14 protein-coding genes, 3 tRNA genes and 1 rRNA gene are annotated in these 18511 nt (G+C 59.0%); 10 read left to right on the top strand and 8 right to left on the bottom strand.

Annotation, left to right across the window (positions count from 1 at the left end):
• Positions 1 to 377 precede the first annotated feature (377 nt).
• Positions 378 to 1220: an alpha/beta fold hydrolase gene (locus tag Azoinq_RS06235; protein ID WP_216130924.1), complete on the bottom strand. Its 843-nt coding sequence runs from the start codon at positions 1218 to 1220 to the stop codon at positions 378 to 380.
• A 439-nt stretch (positions 1221 to 1659) separates the two neighbouring features.
• On the opposite strand from Azoinq_RS06235, the gene Azoinq_RS06230 reads away from it, so the two are divergent.
• Positions 1660 to 2844, top strand: a complete 1185-nt coding sequence (locus Azoinq_RS06230; protein ID WP_216130927.1) for an acetyl-CoA C-acyltransferase family protein — start codon at positions 1660 to 1662, stop codon at positions 2842 to 2844.
• Between the two features lie 130 nt (positions 2845 to 2974).
• On the opposite strand, the gene Azoinq_RS06225 is transcribed toward Azoinq_RS06230, so the two are convergent.
• Positions 2975 to 3421 carry a DUF411 domain-containing protein gene (locus Azoinq_RS06225; protein WP_216130930.1) on the bottom strand — a complete coding sequence of 149 codons (447 nt, stop codon included), beginning with the start codon at positions 3419 to 3421 and terminating at the stop codon, positions 2975 to 2977.
• 492 nt (positions 3422 to 3913) lie between these two features.
• Positions 3914 to 4186 (bottom strand): hypothetical protein, encoded by a 273-nt coding sequence (locus Azoinq_RS06220; protein ID WP_216130933.1) that lies wholly within the window; start codon positions 4184 to 4186, stop codon positions 3914 to 3916.
• A gap of 338 nt (positions 4187 to 4524) precedes the next feature.
• Between Azoinq_RS06220 and Azoinq_RS06215 the strand changes: the two genes are divergently transcribed.
• Positions 4525 to 5100: an outer membrane beta-barrel protein gene (locus Azoinq_RS06215; protein WP_216178452.1), complete on the top strand. Its 576-nt coding sequence runs from the start codon at positions 4525 to 4527 to the stop codon at positions 5098 to 5100.
• A gap of 289 nt (positions 5101 to 5389) precedes the next feature.
• Here the strand turns inward: Azoinq_RS06215 and Azoinq_RS06210 are convergent, their stop codons facing one another.
• The 3 genes from Azoinq_RS06210 to Azoinq_RS06200 form a co-directional block, all read right to left on the bottom strand.
• Positions 5390 to 7093 carry a tetratricopeptide repeat protein gene (locus Azoinq_RS06210; RefSeq protein WP_216130938.1) on the bottom strand — a complete coding sequence of 568 codons (1704 nt, stop codon included), beginning with the start codon at positions 7091 to 7093 and terminating at the stop codon, positions 5390 to 5392.
• A 191-nt stretch (positions 7094 to 7284) separates the two neighbouring features.
• Entirely contained in the window at positions 7285 to 8694 is a 1410-nt protein-coding gene (ccoG, locus tag Azoinq_RS06205) for a cytochrome c oxidase accessory protein CcoG (RefSeq protein WP_216130941.1), read from the bottom strand.
• Positions 8695 to 8733: 39 nt separating this feature from the next.
• Positions 8734 to 9459, bottom strand: coding sequence for an MBL fold metallo-hydrolase (locus Azoinq_RS06200; RefSeq protein WP_216130944.1), 726 nt, complete (start codon positions 9457 to 9459; stop codon positions 8734 to 8736).
• A 211-nt stretch (positions 9460 to 9670) separates the two neighbouring features.
• Between Azoinq_RS06200 and Azoinq_RS06195 the strand changes: the two genes are divergently transcribed.
• Positions 9671 to 11050 (top strand): sigma-54 interaction domain-containing protein, encoded by a 1380-nt coding sequence (locus Azoinq_RS06195; protein ID WP_216130947.1) that lies wholly within the window; start codon positions 9671 to 9673, stop codon positions 11048 to 11050.
• Positions 11051 to 11054: 4 nt separating this feature from the next.
• Here the strand turns inward: Azoinq_RS06195 and Azoinq_RS06190 are convergent, their stop codons facing one another.
• Complete coding sequence (locus tag Azoinq_RS06190) at positions 11055 to 11558, bottom strand: peroxiredoxin family protein (protein WP_216130950.1); 504 nt, start codon at positions 11556 to 11558, stop codon at positions 11055 to 11057.
• A 19-nt stretch (positions 11559 to 11577) separates the two neighbouring features.
• On the opposite strand from Azoinq_RS06190, the gene Azoinq_RS06185 reads away from it, so the two are divergent.
• From Azoinq_RS06185 to Azoinq_RS06175, 3 genes are all read left to right on the top strand, one after another.
• Entirely contained in the window at positions 11578 to 12261 is a 684-nt protein-coding gene (locus Azoinq_RS06185; RefSeq protein ID WP_216130952.1) for a DUF4197 domain-containing protein, read from the top strand.
• Between the two features lie 84 nt (positions 12262 to 12345).
• Positions 12346 to 14340, top strand: coding sequence for a UvrD-helicase domain-containing protein (locus Azoinq_RS06180; RefSeq protein ID WP_216130954.1), 1995 nt, complete (start codon positions 12346 to 12348; stop codon positions 14338 to 14340).
• 203 nt (positions 14341 to 14543) lie between these two features.
• Complete coding sequence (locus Azoinq_RS06175) at positions 14544 to 14906, top strand: hypothetical protein (protein ID WP_216130956.1); 363 nt, start codon at positions 14544 to 14546, stop codon at positions 14904 to 14906.
• Between the two features lie 102 nt (positions 14907 to 15008).
• Here the strand turns inward: Azoinq_RS06175 and Azoinq_RS06170 are convergent, their stop codons facing one another.
• Positions 15009 to 15455, bottom strand: coding sequence for a c-type cytochrome (locus tag Azoinq_RS06170; RefSeq protein ID WP_216130958.1), 447 nt, complete (start codon positions 15453 to 15455; stop codon positions 15009 to 15011).
• Between the two features lie 123 nt (positions 15456 to 15578).
• Here Azoinq_RS06170 and Azoinq_RS06165 point away from each other — a divergent pair.
• The 4 genes from Azoinq_RS06165 (at position 15579) to Azoinq_RS06150 (ending at position 18459) form a co-directional block, all read left to right on the top strand.
• Positions 15579 to 15655: transfer RNA gene (locus Azoinq_RS06165), tRNA-Arg, on the top strand.
• Between the two features lie 973 nt (positions 15656 to 16628).
• Positions 16629 to 18168: ribosomal RNA gene (locus Azoinq_RS06160) — 16S ribosomal RNA — on the top strand.
• A gap of 131 nt (positions 18169 to 18299) precedes the next feature.
• Positions 18300 to 18376 (top strand) — tRNA-Ile (locus Azoinq_RS06155).
• Positions 18377 to 18383: 7 nt separating this feature from the next.
• A tRNA-Ala gene (locus Azoinq_RS06150) sits at positions 18384 to 18459 on the top strand.
• The last annotated feature ends 52 nt before the right edge of the window (positions 18460 to 18511 follow it).

Below are 18511 nucleotides of genomic sequence, written 5' to 3'. Positions count from 1 at the left end.
GTTGTTTGGCTACTGAAGATCGTTGTGAAAAAAATCTGAGGTTACGGATTTTGTTCTCACTTATCGATGGAATTTATAGTTGTTGTAAATTCCATCGATAAAAGCTACTGAACAACGATAAAAGCTACTCTCCATCGATAAACGCTACCGGGCAAAGATTCCCTTGGCTCCGGTGAAACGAAAAGGCCACCTAAGTGGCCTTTTTCATGGGCGATGCCGTTAGGGTTTTAGACCTCGATCACCAGGTCGGGGCGGAAGCCAGACGCTGGGCAGCATGAGCAATGGAGGGATGAGCAGTGCGAACAGCTTCATAAATCCTCCATAGGCATAACACTTAATGTCAGGGGCGTTGCTCAACGCTTTATTGTGCAGCGTTCTTAGACTAGGCCAAGGTTATTGATGAACTCAAGCAGAGTTTCAGAAAACTCACTTGGACGCTCCTCGGGGACATAGTGACCGCAGTTGACGATGACCTTGGTGGTAACGTCGGTTGCGATCTTATTCATTGCCGCGCCAATGCTCGCTCCGATGGCTGATTCACCTCCGACGGCAAAAACAGGAATGGCCAGTTTTTGCTGGAATGATCGATTTTGGTCTGCGCTCTGTGCGAACGCCCGGTAATACCCGAATCCGTTAGACATAGCGTGTTTGCGCCGATACTGATTCGTATAGAGATCGACATCGGTCTCGGAGATTGCATCTTTGACGACTGCCTTGTTGCGGAAATACCAAGAGAGATATTCCCGCTCACGTCCCTCTGTGAGAAGTTCGGGAATATCGCTAACCGCATGGAAATAGAACTGCCAGATACGCGACCCATTACTTGGTTTGAATATTTCGTCCGGGATGAGGCCAGGAATTCCCGCATCCACAACGGTAAGGGAATTCAATCGTCCCTCTTGCCGAAGGGCGAGGGATGTGGCAACCCATGCCCCTATGTCGTGGCCGACCAAGTGAAAGCTCGAAATACCCAATGTTTCGGTCGCATCAGAAATGATGTCCGCGACGGCGCCAGTATCAAAAACGTCAAAGGCCTGACTTTCGCCAAGCCCAGGTAAGTCAATCGCTACAACCCGGTGCTTGGTAGCAAGTAATGGAATAACTTTGCGCCAGACATGGGATGTTTGCGGCCACCCATGCAGCAGAACGATGGGAGAGCCACTGCCTTCCGTCATGTAGGCGATGGACTTCCCTTTGAGATCAATGCGGTTGTATTTCAAGGCTGACTTCCTTTCTTCGGACACGATTGCATGCGCAATGCCAGTGACAGCGATTGCGCCGGATACTGGGGCAAGCTTAACGAGCGTATGTCGGGCCATAGTGGCCTTACGCCCAAGGTGAGCCATAAAGAGCGTAGTGAGTGGAGTGCTCTGACAAAAAATGGCGAAACCATTGGCTTTGTTGGCGTCCGCTTGACCGTATGGTAGGCCACGGATTCTTGATTAGGGCTCATTTTTGCCCCTGTTTCCTCCTCGGGTAGGTCGCAGATTTACGCCATAAGAATAGTAGAATCCTCTAACGGTATCCCCGCTGCTTTGGGTGGCGAGGGGACCGTGGGAGGGGGCAGCAATTCTGCCCCCTTTTTTCTGGGCGTCACGTTCAACAAGAATCCCGCAAAAGGGGCCGTGACGGGCCACATCATCAATGAGGAGAAGTGAGATGGCGAAGGATATTGTTGTTCTCAGCGCCGTACGTAGCGCGATCGGCACGTTCAACGGCAGCCTGAAGGAGATGGAACCTGCCGAGTTGGGGGGGGTGGTGGTGAAGGAGGCCATTGCCCGTTCCGGCGTGGCGCCGGAAGCGGTGACGTTTGCCAGCGTGGGCAACTGCATTCCCACGGAATCCCGCTATGCCTATGTGGCCCGGGTGGCCACCATTCAGGGGGGCATGAGCATGGATTCGGTGGCCTTTGCGGTGAACCGGCTGTGCGGCTCCTCTCAACAGGCCATCGTCAGTTCGGCCCAGGCCATTATGCTGGGAGACGCGGATTACGCCCTGGCGGGTGGGGTGGAAGTCATGTCCCGGGGCGCTTACCTGTTGCCCGCCCTGCGTACGGGGGCCCGCATGGGCAACACCCAGGCCATTGACGCCATGGTGGCGGTGCTCACCGATCCCTTCGGTGTGGGCCACATGGGCATTACGGCGGAAAATCTGGCAGTCAAACACGGCATCAGCCGGGAAGCCCAGGACGCTTTTGCGGTGGAATCCCAGGCCCGGGCGGTAAAGGCCATTGAGGCGGGCTACTTCAAGTCCCAGATCGTTCCCATTACCCTGAAGACCCGCAAGGGCGAAGTGGTGTTTGATACGGATGAGCATCCCAAGGCGGGGACCACCCTGGAAGCCCTGGCCAAGATGCGCCCGGCTTTCAAGAAGGACGGGACGGTGACGGCCGGTAACGCCTCCGGCATCAATGACGCGGCGGCTTTCCTGGTACTGGCCGACGGGGATAAGGCGGTGGCGGCGGGGCATAAGCCCCTGGCCCGGCTGGTGTCCTACGCCATCGCCGGGGTGCCCAACGACGTGATGGGGGAAGGCCCCATTCCCTCCGCCAAGCTGGCTCTGAAAAAAGCCGGGCTCACCCTGGACCAGATCGACCTGATCGAATCCAACGAAGCCTTTGCCGCCCAGGCTCTGACGGTGCAGCAGGGTCTGGGCTTGGACCCGGCCAAGACCAACGTCCATGGGGGGGCCATTGCCCTGGGTCACCCGGTGGGTGCCACCGGGGCGGTGATCGTCACCAAGCTGCTCCACGAAATGCACCGGGTGGGCGCTCGCTACGGCATGGCCACCATGTGCATCGGCGGTGGCCAGGGCATTACCACTATCTACGAGCGGTTGGGCTGATCCCCAGGGCCCTGGGCCGGACAAAAAAGCCACGCCCTTACCGGGCGTGGTTTTTTATTTTGGGACCTCCCCAGCGGGGGCTTGGGCGGCAAGCCTGGAGGATTAATGGACCGTGCCTTTGTTTGAGCGGTCAATGTCTCGCGAAAAGGGCATAGCTGCCGTCTTTGCGAATCAGCAAGGTGGCAAAGTGCTGGGGTGTGGCGGTTTCCATCCCCGGTGACCCTTGGGGCATTCCCGGAGCGGCCAGACCGATGGCGGTGGGTTGCTCCCGGAGGAGGCGTTGTACATCCGCCGCGGGGACGTGGCCTTCAATGAGGTAGTTACCGACTTTGGCTGTATGGCAGGAGCCGTAGCGGTCAGGCATGCCAAGGGTTTTGCGGGTAGCCGGTACATCCTGCACATCGTGGGCCATGACTTCGAAACCGGCTCGGCCCATGTGCCCGATCCATTGTTCGCAGCAGCCGCAATAGGGGCTTTTATAAACGTCCACATGGCGCGGGGGGAGGGCATAGACGGCGCTGGAAGTCACCAGGGTTATCGCCAGGAAGGTGGGACGAAGAGAGGATTGGAGAGTCATGGGGACGGCCCGTAACGAGGTGAACCTGAGTTTGGGGCCTTGGGCCCTACCGTTTCCTGACGCGGTGATTACTTTTTTGTCATCTGCGGGGCTCTCCTGGCCGGGTGAGCCCAGGGATAGGGGAGCCGGCATCAATGACGGGGCGGCTTTTCTGGTGCTGGCCGATGGGGACAAGGCGGTAGCAGCGGGGCACAAGCCCCTGGCCCGGCTGGTGTCTTAGCCCATTGCCTTGGGCCACCCAGTAGGTGCCACCGGAGCGGTAATCGTCACCTAGCTGCGCCACGAAATGCAGCGGGTGGGGCCCGGTACGGCATGGCCACCATGGGTATTGGCGGCGGCCAGGGCATTACACCATCTACGAGCGGCTTGGCTGCCCCCAGGGCCCTGAGCCGGACAATAAAGCCACGCCCTGACCGGGTGTGGCTTTTAATTCTGGAGGCAGGCCTAGGGGCATCCTGGAAAATGGTGCCCCGGTCAAGGTCTGGTAGGCGATTAGCCTTGCAGAGCGGCCTCGAAGGCGGAGGCGTCCGTGCTGTTGAAGCGGAACTGGGCAAAAACGTTGTCCAGTTGCTGGGGTTGGATCGGGGTGGAAGGGGCAAAGTGAATGCCGATACGCTTGCCCGCATTGACCAGGGTACGGAAGGCGTAGTGCCATTCCCCCGCTTCGGCCAAACGCTCAGTCACTTCCCGTTCGTTTTGAATGGTGACCCCAGCCTGTTTCAGGGATTGGAGAAATTCGTTGGATTCGGTCTGGTTGATGAACATGTGCGGTCTCCGCTATTTGAGTGCCATGTTCCCTTAACGCCCCAGAATCCATTTCGGAAGACGCGGAAAGCGGGTCAGTTTGTAACAGTCTGTGCGGGTGTTGTTTGGGATGAGGTGTATGACAAATAATTCAATTTATGCTTTCTTAAAATTGGTAGTCTATTGTTTGTTAATGTGAAATCCATGATTTTTGCTATAAATAATACAAACGTAATATTTAAAGAAGTGTAAAGAACGCCTAGAATCGCCGTCGTTTATTTCCTCTCACATTCAAAAAAATCATGAAAAATAGATACTCAGGGAAGCTTGCTTGTTTGATGTTGGCCATGTTCTGCGGAATGGCTTGGGCTGACGATTCCAACTGGTACGTGGGGGCTGATGTGGGGCAAACTCACTACGACCTGAAACTGCCGGGTGGGTATTCCGCCAACCAAAGCTGGCTGAGCCAGGATCGGGATGACACGGCCTATAACTTCCATGTGGGTTACAAATTCAGCCCCTATGTGGCCATAGAAGGGGGTTATATGGATTTGGGTGAATATTCCCTCCGCCGTACGGATGGTTATAGTGACCACGCTTCGGCAAAAATTCATGGGGTCGCGGTGAATGCCTTGTGGTCCTGGCCCGTCCATGAAAAATGGAGCCTCTTTGCCAAGACCGGCGTACTGTTTGCTGAAGGCAAGGCCAATGCCCATACCGACGGAGAAGGCTTTGACCCGGATGAAAACTACCAACAGACAAAGCGGGCCGCTGTACCCATCTTGGGCCTGGGGGTCTCCTATTTCTACGATAAAAACTGGGAAGCCCGGGTCCAGTATGAAGATGTAGGGGGCTCCAAGGTTGCCGAGGCGGTAGGCAAGACTGTGAAACTGGATGCGTCCGTCTGGACCGTCGGGATTAACTACCACTTCTAAGCACCATAGCGATTACGCCCGCATCTGAATTTGGCGTAGCATCCAAAAAAGGGGCAATTGCCCCTTTTTTGTTAGCTATTCTGGCGTGAGTTGTGATCTTGAGTTCTCCGAATTTTCCCCGGCCCTTTAGCGCCTATTGGCAGCGATGGTCTCCGGAACTGTATCGTCTGGTCATCTTGCTGGCGTTAAGCTTGATCGACGATCCGGCGTGGCTGGCCTTTTGTTTTTGCTGAAAGCCTGAAGCCGTCAGCGGAAGGCTATCCCTCCTGTTCGAGGGGGGCTTCGTCCCCTACTCCTGTTCTACTACCGCCCGGGCCAGGGCGGTTTTTACTTGGGCGATGACGGTGGCCCAATCTCCGTCTTCCGGCTGGCGGAAGAGGCGCATGACTTCCGGGTACCAGGGGGAGTCGTTGCGGAGTTTGAGCCAGCGCCAGTCCGTATCGTGGTCGCTGAGTAACAGCCAGCAGGGCTTGCCCAGAGCCCCCGCCAGGTGGGCAACGGCCGTATCCACGCAGATGACCAGGTCCAACTGGCTGACGATGGCGGCGGTGTCGGCGAAATCCCGAATGTCTCCCCCCAGGGCGGTGAGGGGCTGCCGGGCCGGGGGCTGGGCAGCAGCGCCCTCGTCTGCCCCTTTTTGCAGGCTGAAAAACCGGGCTCCCGGTACTTCCCACAGGGGCGCCAGGGTGGAAAGCCCGGGCAGGGAGCGGTGCTGGTCGTTTTTGTGCTCCGGATTGCCTTTCCACACTAGGCCCACCTTGAAGCCGGGGCCGGCCAGCCGTTCCCGCCAGGCCTCCAGGCGGTCCGCCGGGGCGTGGAGATAGGGGGCGGCGGGTAGGGTGCCCAGGGAGGTGTGGCAGTAATAGGGCAGGCTGAGGGAAAAGGCCCAGTAATCATGCTGGGTGAGCTGGGCCCCATCCCAGATCACCTGATCTGCCCCCGGTGCGGTGGCCAGCAATTCCCCCAGGACCGGCGGGCAGAACAGGGTAATACGCTGGACCCCCAGGGCTTTCATTTCAGGGAGAAAGCGGGCGAACTGGATGGCGTCCCCGTAGCCCTGTTCCGGCCAGATGAGCAGGGATTTCCCTGCCAGGTCGTCGTTGCGCTGCAACTGGGGAAAGGGGAAGGGGGGCGCCACGCTCACCGCCTCCGTGCGATTGGGGTGGTAGCGGGATTCGTAGCAGGGCCAGGCTTCCCGGTAGCGGCCTAGGGAAAGGAGAAGCAGGCCCAGGTTCCAACGGGCGTCTGCGTAATCCGGGCGCAGGGCCAGGGCTTCCCGGTAGGCCGCTTCTGCTTCCACCGGGCGGCGGGTCTCCTTGTACACCACCCCCAAGTTATTGTGAGCCTCGGCATAATGGGGGCGTAAGTCCACGGCCCGGCGGTAGAACCCTTCCGCCTGGGCGAATTCACCCCGGGTTTTGCATACCACCCCCAGATTATTCAGGGCCTCGGGAAAATCGGGGCGCAGCTCCAGGGCGCGGCGATAGGCTACCTCCGCCGCCTCCAGTTGCCCCCGGCCCTTGTAGAGCACCCCCAGATTATTGTGGGGGTCCGGGTATTCGGGTTTGACCCGCACTGCTTCCAGATAGGCCTGTTCCGCCTCTGCCGGGCGGCCCCAGTCCTTATAGAGAATCCCCAGATTGTTGTAAGCCTCCCCATAGTCCGGGGTGAGGGCGATGGCCTGCCGATAGGCGGCTTCTGCCCCTTCCCAGCGTTTCATCCGGTGCAGCAGTACGCCCAGGGAATGGAGGGTCAGGGGGGTTTCCTCCAGGGCCAGGGACTGGCGCATTAAAGCCTCCGCCGCTTCCAGCTGGCCCGCGTTCTGGCGCAGGATGGCCAGGAGGTGGAGGGCCGCGGCCTGGAGCTTTTCCGGGGGAATGCCGGGGGGCAAGGAGGGCAGGGTGGTGTCCCCTTGGGCGCTGTGGTTGAGGGCGGCCTGGATCAGGGCCACTTCAGGGGGGATTTGGGGGGCGGAGGATTCCGGGGCGGACATGGGCGGGGTCGGGGGAGGGGAGACGGCTATTGTGGAATGACGGGCGCCCTTGGGGGAGCCCGGGAGTCCCATCTTTACCAGAATTTTCATTGTTTAAGATGGGCCGGTGGACAAAAAAAGGGAAAGGCCGAAGCCTTTCCCTGGATGTTTCGCCTTCTGTCCCGCCGTACCGGCCGGGGCGGCGCCCCTCTTTACTGGGGCTGCATGAAGGCGGCTTTTTCCTTGACCTGGATGTTCGGATTGTCTTCCGCCTGGATGACGAAGTGGATGGGGTTGGAGCCCTTCTTGCCCGCATCCGGGCTGGCATGGACTTCCGCCGTCACTTCCGTGGTGGTGGCGGAGGGCACCACCACTTCCTTGGTGGAAACGGAGGCTGTATCTAGGCCGTCGATCTTCACCGAGTAGTGGTGTTCCTTTTCGTCCGTGTTCATCACCCGCAGGGTGTAGACGTTTTCGATCAGGCCATCGTCCGTTTCCCGGGCCAGGGTGGCCCGGTCCCGGATGACGTCCACCTTGAGGGGGATCCGGTGGAAGAGGAACCAGCCGGCGGTCACGGTGATGATGGTCAGGATGCCGGAGTAGATGAGAATCCGGGGACGGATCACATGGCCGATGATGCCGGTCCGCTCCACCTTCTTGTTCATCACATTTTCCGTGGAGTAGCGGATCAGGCCACGGGGGTATTCCATCTTGTCCATCACCCCGTCGCAGGCGTCGATACAGGCGGCGCAGCCAATACATTCATATTGCAGGCCGTTGCGGATATCGATGCCCGTGGGGCAGACCTGGACGCAGACGCCGCAGTCGATGCAGTCCCCCTTGCCCGCCGCCTTGTAATCTTCACCTTTTTTCCGGGCGCCCCGGGGATCGCCCCGTTCCGGATCGTAGGTAATGATCAGGGTGTCCGGGTCGAACATCACGCTTTGGAAACGGGCGTAGGGGCACATGTATTTGCACACCTGCTCCCGCATGAACCCGGCCATGAGGTAGGCAAAACCGGCGTAGAAGAAAATCCAGAAGGTTTCCCAGGGGCCCAGGTGCAGGGTCTTCAGTTCGCCCAGGAGCTCATTCATGGGGGTGAAATAGCCCACGAAGGTGAAGCTGGTGTAGAGGGCGAGAATGATCCACAGGGCGTGTTTGGTGAGCTTCTTGCCCACCTTGGCGCCGGACATGGGGGCCTTGTCCAGCTTCATACGGGCGTTCCGGTCCCCTTCCACCATGCGTTCGATCCACATGAAAATTTCCGTGTAGACCGTTTGGGGACAGGCGTAACCGCAGAACAGCCGTCCGGCCACGGCGGTGACCAGGAAGAGGCCGTAGGCCGAAACCATGAGCAGAATGGCCAGGTAAATCACGTCTTGGGGCCAGAAAATCAGGCCGAAGAGGTAGAACTTCCGTTCCACCAGGTGGAGCAGAATGGCTTGGCGGCCATTCCATTGCAGCCAGGGGCCGCCGTAGAAAATCGCCTGGGTGATGAAAACCATCACCCAGCGCCAGTTGGCGAACAGCCCGCTGACGGCCTTGGCGTAGATTTTCCGGTGCTTCTCGTACAGGGAGCCTCCGGAGTTAGGTGTGGCTGGACTAGGATTCGTCTCGCTCATGGGTTTTTTCCTTGGAAAACAAGGTTGGTGATTATGAAATCAATGGCTTAAGGGGGTGGCGGCCAGGACCGGCGGCGCTTCCGCCCGGCCGCAGCGCCGATTGGCGGCCAGTATAGTCGTCCGGTCCTCGCTTGTCCCCGTTCCACCGGCCAGGGCCCGGGCGATGAACTCGTCCCGGGAAACCCCCTGGAAGCGGGGATTGTTCTGTCTTTCCTCGCCGATGCAGCTGACCCGGCGACCCTCTCCCGCGTGGCCGGGGAAAACCAGCAATTCATCTGCCAGGGGCAGGAGACGCCGGGTGACGCTGTCGAAAAGCTGGCCCGGATTGCTCCCCGGTTCCCGGCAGCCGCCGCAGTCCCCGATCAACAGGCTGTCGCCGGTGAGAATCCGGTCGCTCCAGACCAGGGACAGGCTGTCCGGCGTATGGCCCGGGGTGAGCAGCACCTTCAACTGGTTGTCCCCTTCCCCCACCAGATCGCCTTCTTCCAGGAAGAGGTCTGCGCCGCTTACTTCCGGGGCGGCGGCCCGGGCTACCCGGGCGCCGGTGGCCTGGCGCAGCCGGTCGGCGGCGGTAAGGTGGTCGCTGTGCAGGTGGGTGTCCACCACATAGGCCAGATGCAGACCTTCCTCCGCCAAAAGACCCAGGTAGAGGGGCAACTGGCCCAGCACCGGGTCCACCAGAATGGCCTGGCCGCTGGTGCGGGAGCCGATCAGGTAGGTGAAGGTGGCGCTGGCCTTGTCCAGCAGCTGGCGGAAAACCTGCAAAACGGAAACTCCGAAAAAAGGGGGCGCTCGGCGCCGATCTGACCAAAGCTATAACAAGTACCGTGCCATCCCCCTGGTGGAAAATGGAATTGATTTAAATCAATGGCTTGATGGCGGTCTCCTGGCCGGGGTGGCGGATGGAGAGTATCGGTCTGTCAAATATGGCGGAACAAGTCTGGCGGCATTGTCAGATATGACGGAAAATCGCCCCATGTCCACCCTGCCTAATTCTTCCCTGGCCGAACTGCTGTCCTTTCTCGACAGCTTGCCCAGTCCCCGGATTGTGATGGACGGGGATTACCGCATCGTGGGGGCCAACCGGGCCTATCGCCGGGAATTCGGCGGTGGCCAGTCCATTCTTGGCCGTTGCTGCTATGAGGTGTCCCACCACTTCACCGTGCCCTGCGACCAGGCCGGGGAATCCTGCCCCCTGAAACTGGCCCAGGAGGAGGGGGATACCCGGCGAGTGCTCCACCTGCACCATACCTCCCGGGGCGAAGAGCATGTGGATGTGGAAATCACCCCCATCCGGGACGAGCAAAGGGTGCTGCGCTACTTTGTGGAAAGCTTTCAGGTGGTGCGTCAGGCCAGTCAGGCGCGCCACGCCCAGGGGCTGGTGGGGCGCTCCCCCGCTTTCCTTCGGCTGTTGGAGCGGCTCATGCGGGTGGCGGCGGCGGAATCGGCGGTGCTGATTCTGGGGGCCACGGGGACGGGCAAGGAATTGGTGGCCCAGACCTTGCACGAAGCCAGCCCTCGCCGTCACGGGCCTTTTGTGGCGGTGGACTGCGCCGGGCTGACGGAAACCCTGTTTGAAAGCGAACTGTTCGGCTACGAAAAGGGGGCCTTCACCGGGGCCAATTTTCGCAAGCTGGGCCTGGTGGAAGCGGCCTCCGGGGGCACCCTGTTCCTGGACGAAATCGGGGAATTACCCCTGACCTTGCAGGTCAAGCTGCTGCGTCTCCTGGAAAGCGGCACCTATCGGCGGGTGGGCGGCCTGGACAGCCTGCGGGCGGATTTCCGTCTGGTGGCGGCCACCCACCGGGACCTGCCCGCCATGGTCCAGGCCGGCTCCTTCCGCCAGGATCTTTTCTATCGGCTCAACGTTTTTCCCCTGCGCACCCCGTCCCTGGCGGAGCGGCGGGAAGACATTCCCATGCTCGCTGCCTCCCTGCTGGAACGGGTGGATTCCCGGCCCGGCCGCCGCCTGGCGCCGGAAGCCCTGGCCTGGCTGCAAGGCCGGGATTACGCCGGCAACATCCGGGAATTGCGCAATCTGGTGGAACGGGCGGCCCTGCTGGGGGACGGTCAGGTCATTTCCCTGGAAAACTGCCTGGATGGACTGGATGAAGGGGAATCCGGGCGCCCCGCCTTACCAGCCCTGGGGGCGGCGTCCGGCCAGGACTTCCATCTCACCGAGCCCCTGGCCTTGGCGGAGGTGGAACGGCGCTATCTGGCCTGGCTTCAGGCTACTTGGGGAAATGAAAAGCCCGGCGCTCTGGCGGCCCGGCTGGGGATCAGCGAACGTACCTTGTATCGCAAGCTCCAGCCCCTGCGCCACCCGGGGGGCGGGGAAGAGGCTCCGGAGGGCTGAAGTTTCAGGCTTTTTCTTCCAGCAACTGCTGGATCAGGACGTGGCGTTTTTCCGGCAGCAGATTTTCCGCTGCGCCATGCACCAGGTGGCCGCGCCGATCGATGATGAACAGGGCCGGGGGGGACTGGACGTTATAGAAGGTTTTGGCAGCCAGCCCCCCTTCGTCGCTCATTACCGGGAAGGGCAGGCCGTTACTGAAGGCGTAGGCAGCCACCTGATTGGGTTGGTCGTAGGCCATGGCCACGGCCAGGATTTCCAGGCCTTCCCCATGGTGTTGCCGGTAGCTGTCCGCCAGATCCGCTAGCTGTCGGGTGCAGGGCTCACAGCTGGGGGACCAGAAATAAACGAGCACTACCCGGCCTTTCAGGCTGGGCAGGGCCACCGAACTGCCGGAAAGGGTGTGCAGGGTGATCGCCGGGGCGGCCTGCCGCTTGGCCAAAGTAACCAGCCAGGCGCCCAGGATTGCGGCAAGGGCGAGCAGGAGAATAAGCTTGTGGAACCTGGACATGGAAGAAAGGCCGATCAGTATGAAACGTATTGTGGGGATTTTGACTACCCTTGTCATCCTGACCCTGGGCCAAACGGCTTGGGCGGGTTCCGTTTCCAATCAGGATGCGGTGGCCGGGCTGAAGGAAACCCTGAGCCGGGGCGCGGCAACGGCGGTGGGTCAGCTGGGTAAGCCGGGCGGCTTCTGGGGTAACGACAAGCTGCGTATTCCCCTGCCCGACTCCCTGCAAAAAGGGGAAAGCCTGTTGCGGGGTTTGGGCATGGGCAAGCAGGCGGATGAATTAAAGGAAACCATGAACCGGGCGGCGGAAAGCGCCGTGGCGGAAGCCAAGCCCCTATTGGTGAATGCGGTGAAGCAAATGACCGTGAAAGATGCCCAGGCCATTCTGACCGGCGGGGATGATGCGGCCACCCAGTATTTCCGCCGCACCACGGCCACGCCCCTGACGGCCAAGTTCCTTCCCATTGTGCAAAAGGCCACGGCCAGGGTGCAGCTGGCCGACCAGTACAACCGTCTGGCAGGGAAGGCGGCCAAGCTCCATTTGCTGGATACCCAGGACGCCAATCTGGATGACTATGTGACCCGCAAGGCCCTGGACGGGCTCTACAGCGTCATCGCCGAGCAGGAAAAAGCCATTCGCCACGACCCGGTGGGCACCGGCAGCAAGCTCCTGGAAAAGGTGTTCGGCGGCCTGCTCAAATAGTAAAATCCTCCACCATTCTCCCGCGCCCCGGCTTGCCGGGGCGTTTCATTTCCCTGGTCCCCTGCTTTTCGTCCCGCCACGCCCATGTCTGCTGATACCCTCAATCCCCCCCAGCGGGAAGCCATCCGCTATTTGGACGGACCCTTACTGGTCCTGGCCGGGGCCGGTTCGGGCAAGACCCGGGTGATTACCCAGAAAATTGCCTATCTGGTGCAGCAGTGCGACTTCAAGCCCTCCACCATTGCGGCCATCACCTTTACCAACAAGGCGGCCCGGGAAATGCAGGATCGGGTGGGGAAAATCCTGGATGCGGGGGCGGCCAAGGCCCTTACCGTCAGTACCTTCCACTCCTTGGGGGTGCGCATACTCCGGGAAGAGGCTCGGGCCCTGGGCTATAAACCCAAGTTTTCCATTTTCGACTCCGCGGACTGCTACGGGATTGTGTCCGACCTAGCCGGGAGTACGGACAAGGCCACCCTGCGCCGCCTCCAATCCACCATTTCCCGCTGGAAGAACGCCATGATTTCCCCGGATCAGGCCCTCAAGGAAGCGGAAACGGAAAGCGATGCCTTGGCGGCCCGGGCCTATCTGAATTACGCGGAAACCCTGAAGGCCTATCAGGCGGTGGATTTCGACGACCTGATTCTCTTGCCTGCCCAGCTGTTCGAGGAAAACCGGGAGGTGCGGGAAAAATGGCAAAGCCGCCTGCGTTACCTGCTGGTGGATGAGTATCAGGATACCAACGCCTGCCAGTACAAGCTCCTCAAACTCATGGCGGGCCCCCGGGCCATGTTTACCGCCGTGGGGGACGATGACCAGGCCATCTATGGCTGGCGGGGGGCGGATATCGACAATCTGCGCAATCTGCCCAAGGATTTTCCCCAGCTGAAGGTGGTCAAGCTGGAACAGAATTACCGCTCCACGGTGCGCATTCTGAAAGCGGCCAATAACGTTATTTCCCACAACGAAAAGCTGTTCGAGAAAAAGCTCTGGTCCGACCTGGGCCACGGTACCCCGATTACGGTGACCGCCTGCCGGGATAACGAGCATGAGGCGGAGCAGGTGGTGATGCGGCTCCAGGCCCACCGTTTCGAGCATCGCAGCAAGTTCAGCGATTACGCCATTCTCTACCGTTCCAATCACCAGGCCCGGGGCATCGAGCAGCATTTGCGCAACGCCCGCATTCCCTACCTGTTGTCCGGCGGCCAGTCCTTTTTCGATAAGGCGGAAATCAAGGATCTCACCGCCTATCTGCGCCTTTTGGCCAATCAGGACGATGATCCGGCTTTCATCCGGGCAGTCACCACCCCCAAGCGGGGCGTGGGTTCCACCACCCTGGAGGCCCTGGGAAAATACGCCGGGGAGCGCCACATCTCTCTCTTTGCCGCCCTCTTCGAAGAAGGCTTCGCCCACCGGGTTTCTCCCCGGCAGCTGGAGCCCCTGGGGGAATTCGGCAATTTCATCAACCGCATGGAGTGGCGGGCTACCCGGGAACCGGCGGGACAGGTGCTGGGGGATCTGCTGGGGGCTATCGGCTATGAGGCCTGGCTGTACGACCACGAGGAAAGTCGGGCGGCGGAAAGCAAATGGAACAACGTGAAGGAATTCACCCAGTGGCTTTCCAGCAAAGGGGATGAGGAGGGCAAGACCCTGGTGGAACTGACCCAGACCATTGCCCTTATTAATATGCTGGAAAAGCGGGATGACGGCGGGGAGATCGACGCCATCCAGATGTCCACCCTCCATGCCGCCAAGGGCCTGGAATACAAGCATGTGTTCCTGGTAGGGGTGGAGGAAGGCATTCTGCCCCACCGGGAATCAGTGGAAACGGGCAAGGTGGAGGAAGAGCGGCGCCTGATGTACGTGGGTATCACCCGGGCCCGCCACAGCCTGCACCTGTCCTGGTGCCAGAAGCGTAAACAGGGGAAGGAAATGGTGCCCTGCGAGCCCTCCCGCTTTATTGACGAGATGGGTAAGGAAGATTTGAAGTTTTCCGGCGACAAGGCTGCTGTTCCGGACAAGGCCACGGGGAGCGCACGCTTGGCTGCTCTCAAGGCCATGCTCTCCGGGGATCAGTAAGGAAGCCACTTTTCCTGGGGTGTTTTGCTAAACCCTTACGGGGTGCGGGTTACAGAGCGTCACCTCGGGCATAAAGGGTTACGCCGTGTTACTCAACTGATGATATCCGGGCCGTCATCCTCCGCGTTAATGACAGCAAGGCCGAAGAAAAAAGCGGCCGACCCGGTTAAACCCGGACAATTCATCCATTGAGGAGTAACAAAATGACCATCACCAAGAATCTGATCGCCCTGTCTCTGGCCGCTGTTTTCGGTACCGCTTTTGCCCAAACCCCTGCCACGGCCCCGGCCACGCCGGCTGCCCCCGTTGCCGCCAAGGCTGATGCGCCCAAAGCGGAAGCTGCCCAAGATCAAGGCAAGGCAGCCAAGGCCAAGCACGTGGCTCACAAGAAACATCACGAAGTGAAAGAACAGGCCGCCAAGGAAGACGGTGCCAAGGCCGAAACCAAGCCGGAAGTGAAGGCGGAAGCCAAGGGCGAAGCGAAGACGGTGAAGGCGGAAAAGAAGGTGGAAACCAAAGCCGCTCCCAAGGCGGAAGCGGTCAAGGCCGATACGTCCAAGAAGTAAGGGCGGACCGCCTAGGGCGGTAAGCCGGATCACACGGATAGCAAAAAGGGCACCTTGCGGTGCCCTTTTTTTTGGGGTCAGGCGCCAGGCCTGAAAACCGAATTATTTGGCTTGGCTGATCAGGTAATCCACCGCGCCCTTCACTTCATCATCCGTCAGGGTGGCGGAACCGCCCCGGGCGGGCATGGAGTTCTTGCCGTTCAGAGCGCTGTGATAGAGGGCTTCCTTGCCTTGGGCGATACGGGGACCCCAGGCCGCCTTGTCACCGATCTTGGGGGAACCCAGGGCCCCACTGCCGTGGCAGGCGCTGCACACGGTTTGCACCACGGTTTGACCGTCCTTGGGTTTGCCACTGTCCGCATCAGCGCCGCCAGATTGAATTTCCACCTGGGCTACGGGGGCGATCCGGGTTTCCGCGTCGTCATTGTTGCTGGAGCCGTTGCCCTTGCCCAGGTAGGCGAAAGGTACGGCAATAAGCATGAGGACGACGGCGCCCACAATCGTCCATAACAAGATGGAACTGCTGGAAGAATCCTGCTGCTGGGACATGGCTATTCCTTTATAGATGAAAAGTGACAAATCGCCACATTATATTGGATTCACCCAGTGCCTAAAAGACGGGCCGTAGACGTGGAGCGGAAAAACCGTTATCCTCTCGCCTCTCTTCCCAAGGCGCTCGTAGCTCAGCTGGATAGAGTACTGCCCTCCGAAGGCAGGGGTCGCGCGTTCGAATCGCGCCGAGCGCACCAAATTCGAAGAAAAAAGCTCTGAGAAATCAGGGCTTTTTTCTTTTCCAGTGGTTCTTCTTCGTTTTTCCCCCTTTCTATTGTCTGGCTATTAACGACGTGTGTTGGGCGTACGCCTGTTTCCGTCCTTCGGCGCTGTCAGCTGTTGTACTTGGTGGGATTCATATAGAAGCCCAATAGAGAAGGCGGGCTGGGCCATCGCTCTAGATAAAGAGCGTACTGATGCGGTTGGGTGTTAGCGGGCGGGCGCCGGCGCCAATTGAGTAAGCTACTTATCGGTCGACATCCCCTGGGGATGTCTCTGCGCGCTACGTTAAGTGTTGGTACTAGTAGCTCTCTCTTGGCCTACCTTGGGGGAGTGAGGCATAAACAGCGGCAGGTGGGGCGGACAACATGGTGCTGCCTAGCGGTCACCATTAGGTAGAGTGATCCGATGCCAGGCCCCGGATGCAGCGTTATTGGTCAAAAGAATAGCCTTATTTGCCAAATATCCTGGATTTATGAAAAAGAGTTGGATTTTTCCACAAATCCTAACTGACTGTTTGTTATAGGTTTCGGCTGCAGAACCGTGTTAAAAGGCGTTTTCCGGCGTTCCCTAGGGGTTGACGGTAATTGGGGAACGTATAGAATGCGCGGCCTGTTGTGACTGACGGCGGAAGTGAAGGAAGCGGAAGCGACCGGGAATTCGTTGGAAAAGCGCGACAGGCGGAAAGAAAGTTTTCCGGGTGCTGCAAAAAAGAGTTGACGAGCTTCTGAGTTTTCTCTAAAATGCGCATCTTTCGTTGCTACGGCAGCGCTGCAAAAGAGCGGTAAGTAGTTGAATTTGCAGAGAGTTCTTTAAAAAGAAGACAACCGATAGGTGTGGGTGCTTGGTTGGATGTACTGACGTAAGTCAGGCAAAAGATTGAGCGCTTACACAGATGTAGTTCAAGGAAACTTGAATTCACATCCGTCAAGCGAGTTTTAAGCAGAGATTGAACTGAAGAGTTTGATCCTGGCTCAGATTGAACGCTGGCGGCATGCCTTACACATGCAAGTCGAACGGCAGCACGGGAGCTTGCTCCTGGTGGCGAGTGGCGAACGGGTGAGTAATGCATCGGAACGTATCCTGGAGTGGGGGATAACGTAGCGAAAGTTACGCTAATACCGCATATTCTGTGAGCAGGAAAGCGGGGGACCTTCGGGCCTCGCGCTCTTGGAGCGGCCGATGTCGGATTAGCTAGTTGGTGAGGTAAAGGCTCACCAAGGCGACGATCCGTAGCAGGTCTGAGAGGATGATCTGCCACACTGGAACTGAGACACGGTCCAGACTCCTACGGGAGGCAGCAGTGGGGAATTTTGGACAATGGGGGCAACCCTGATCCAGCCATGCCGCGTGAGTGAAGAAGGCCTTCGGGTTGTAAAGCTCTTTCGCGAGGGAAGAAATTGCACCGGATAATACCTGGTGTAGATGACGGTACCTTGATAAGAAGCACCGGCTAACTACGTGCCAGCAGCCGCGGTAATACGTAGGGTGCGAGCGTTAATCGGAATTACTGGGCGTAAAGCGTGCGCAGGCGGTTTCGTAAGACAGGCGTGAAATCCCCGGGCTTAACCTGGGAACTGCGCTTGTGACTGCGAGGCTAGAGTACGGCAGAGGGAGGTAGAATTCCACGTGTAGCAGTGAAATGCGTAGAGATGTGGAGGAATACCGATGGCGAAGGCAGCCTCCTGGGCCAGTACTGACGCTCATGCACGAAAGCGTGGGGAGCAAACAGGATTAGATACCCTGGTAGTCCACGCCCTAAACGATGTCAACTAGGTGTTGGTGGGGTTAAACCCATTAGTACCGCAGCTAACGCGTGAAGTTGACCGCCTGGGGAGTACGGCCGCAAGGTTAAAACTCAAAGGAATTGACGGGGACCCGCACAAGCGGTGGATGATGTGGATTAATTCGATGCAACGCGAAAAACCTTACCTACCCTTGACATGCCAGGAACTTTCCAGAGATGGATTGGTGCCCGAAAGGGAGCCTGGACACAGGTGCTGCATGGCTGTCGTCAGCTCGTGTCGTGAGATGTTGGGTTAAGTCCCGCAACGAGCGCAACCCTTGTCATTAATTGCCATCATTTAGTTGGGCACTTTAATGAGACTGCCGGTGACAAACCGGAGGAAGGTGGGGATGACGTCAAGTCCTCATGGCCCTTATGGGTAGGGCTTCACACGTCATACAATGGTCGGTACAAAGGGTTGCCAAGCCGCGAGGTGGAGCTAATCTCAGAAAGCCGATCGTAGTCCGGATTGCAGTCTGCAACTCGACTGCATGAAGTCGGAATCGCTAGTAATCGTGGATCAGCATGTCACGGTGAATACGTTCCCGGGTCTTGTACACACCGCCCGTCACACCATGGGAGTGGGTTCTACCAGAAGTAGTTAGCCTAACCGTAAGGAGGGCGATTACCACGGTAGGATTCATGACTGGGGTGAAGTCGTAACAAGGTAGCCGTATCGGAAGGTGCGGCTGGATCACCTCCTTTCTAGAGAAAGCATCCGCCAAGTATCCACAACCTATCGGTTGTCAATAAAGAGCAGCAAGGGGTAAGAAGCAAGGAGTGAGGAGTAACCGAAAGGTGCTGGCTCCTGGTCTTGCCGCTGGCCCCGACAAACAGGGTCAGTAGCTCAGTCGGTTAGAGCACCGTCTTGATAAGGCGGGGGTCGTTGGTTCGATTCCAACCTGACCCACCAACTTATCGGGGGCATAGCTCAGCTGGGAGAGCACCTGCTTTGCAAGCAGGGGGTCGTCGGTTCGATCCCGTCTGCCTCCACCAGGACTTAGAGATAAGCGCACGCAGTGCTCTTATCTCTGACCCTTGGTCAGAA

Origin of the sequence: Azospira inquinata, from assembly GCF_018905915.1 — a bacterium.
GTDB lineage: Bacteria > Pseudomonadota > Gammaproteobacteria > Burkholderiales > Rhodocyclaceae > Azospira > Azospira inquinata.
This window is presented reverse-complemented; position numbering and strand designations above follow the sequence as displayed.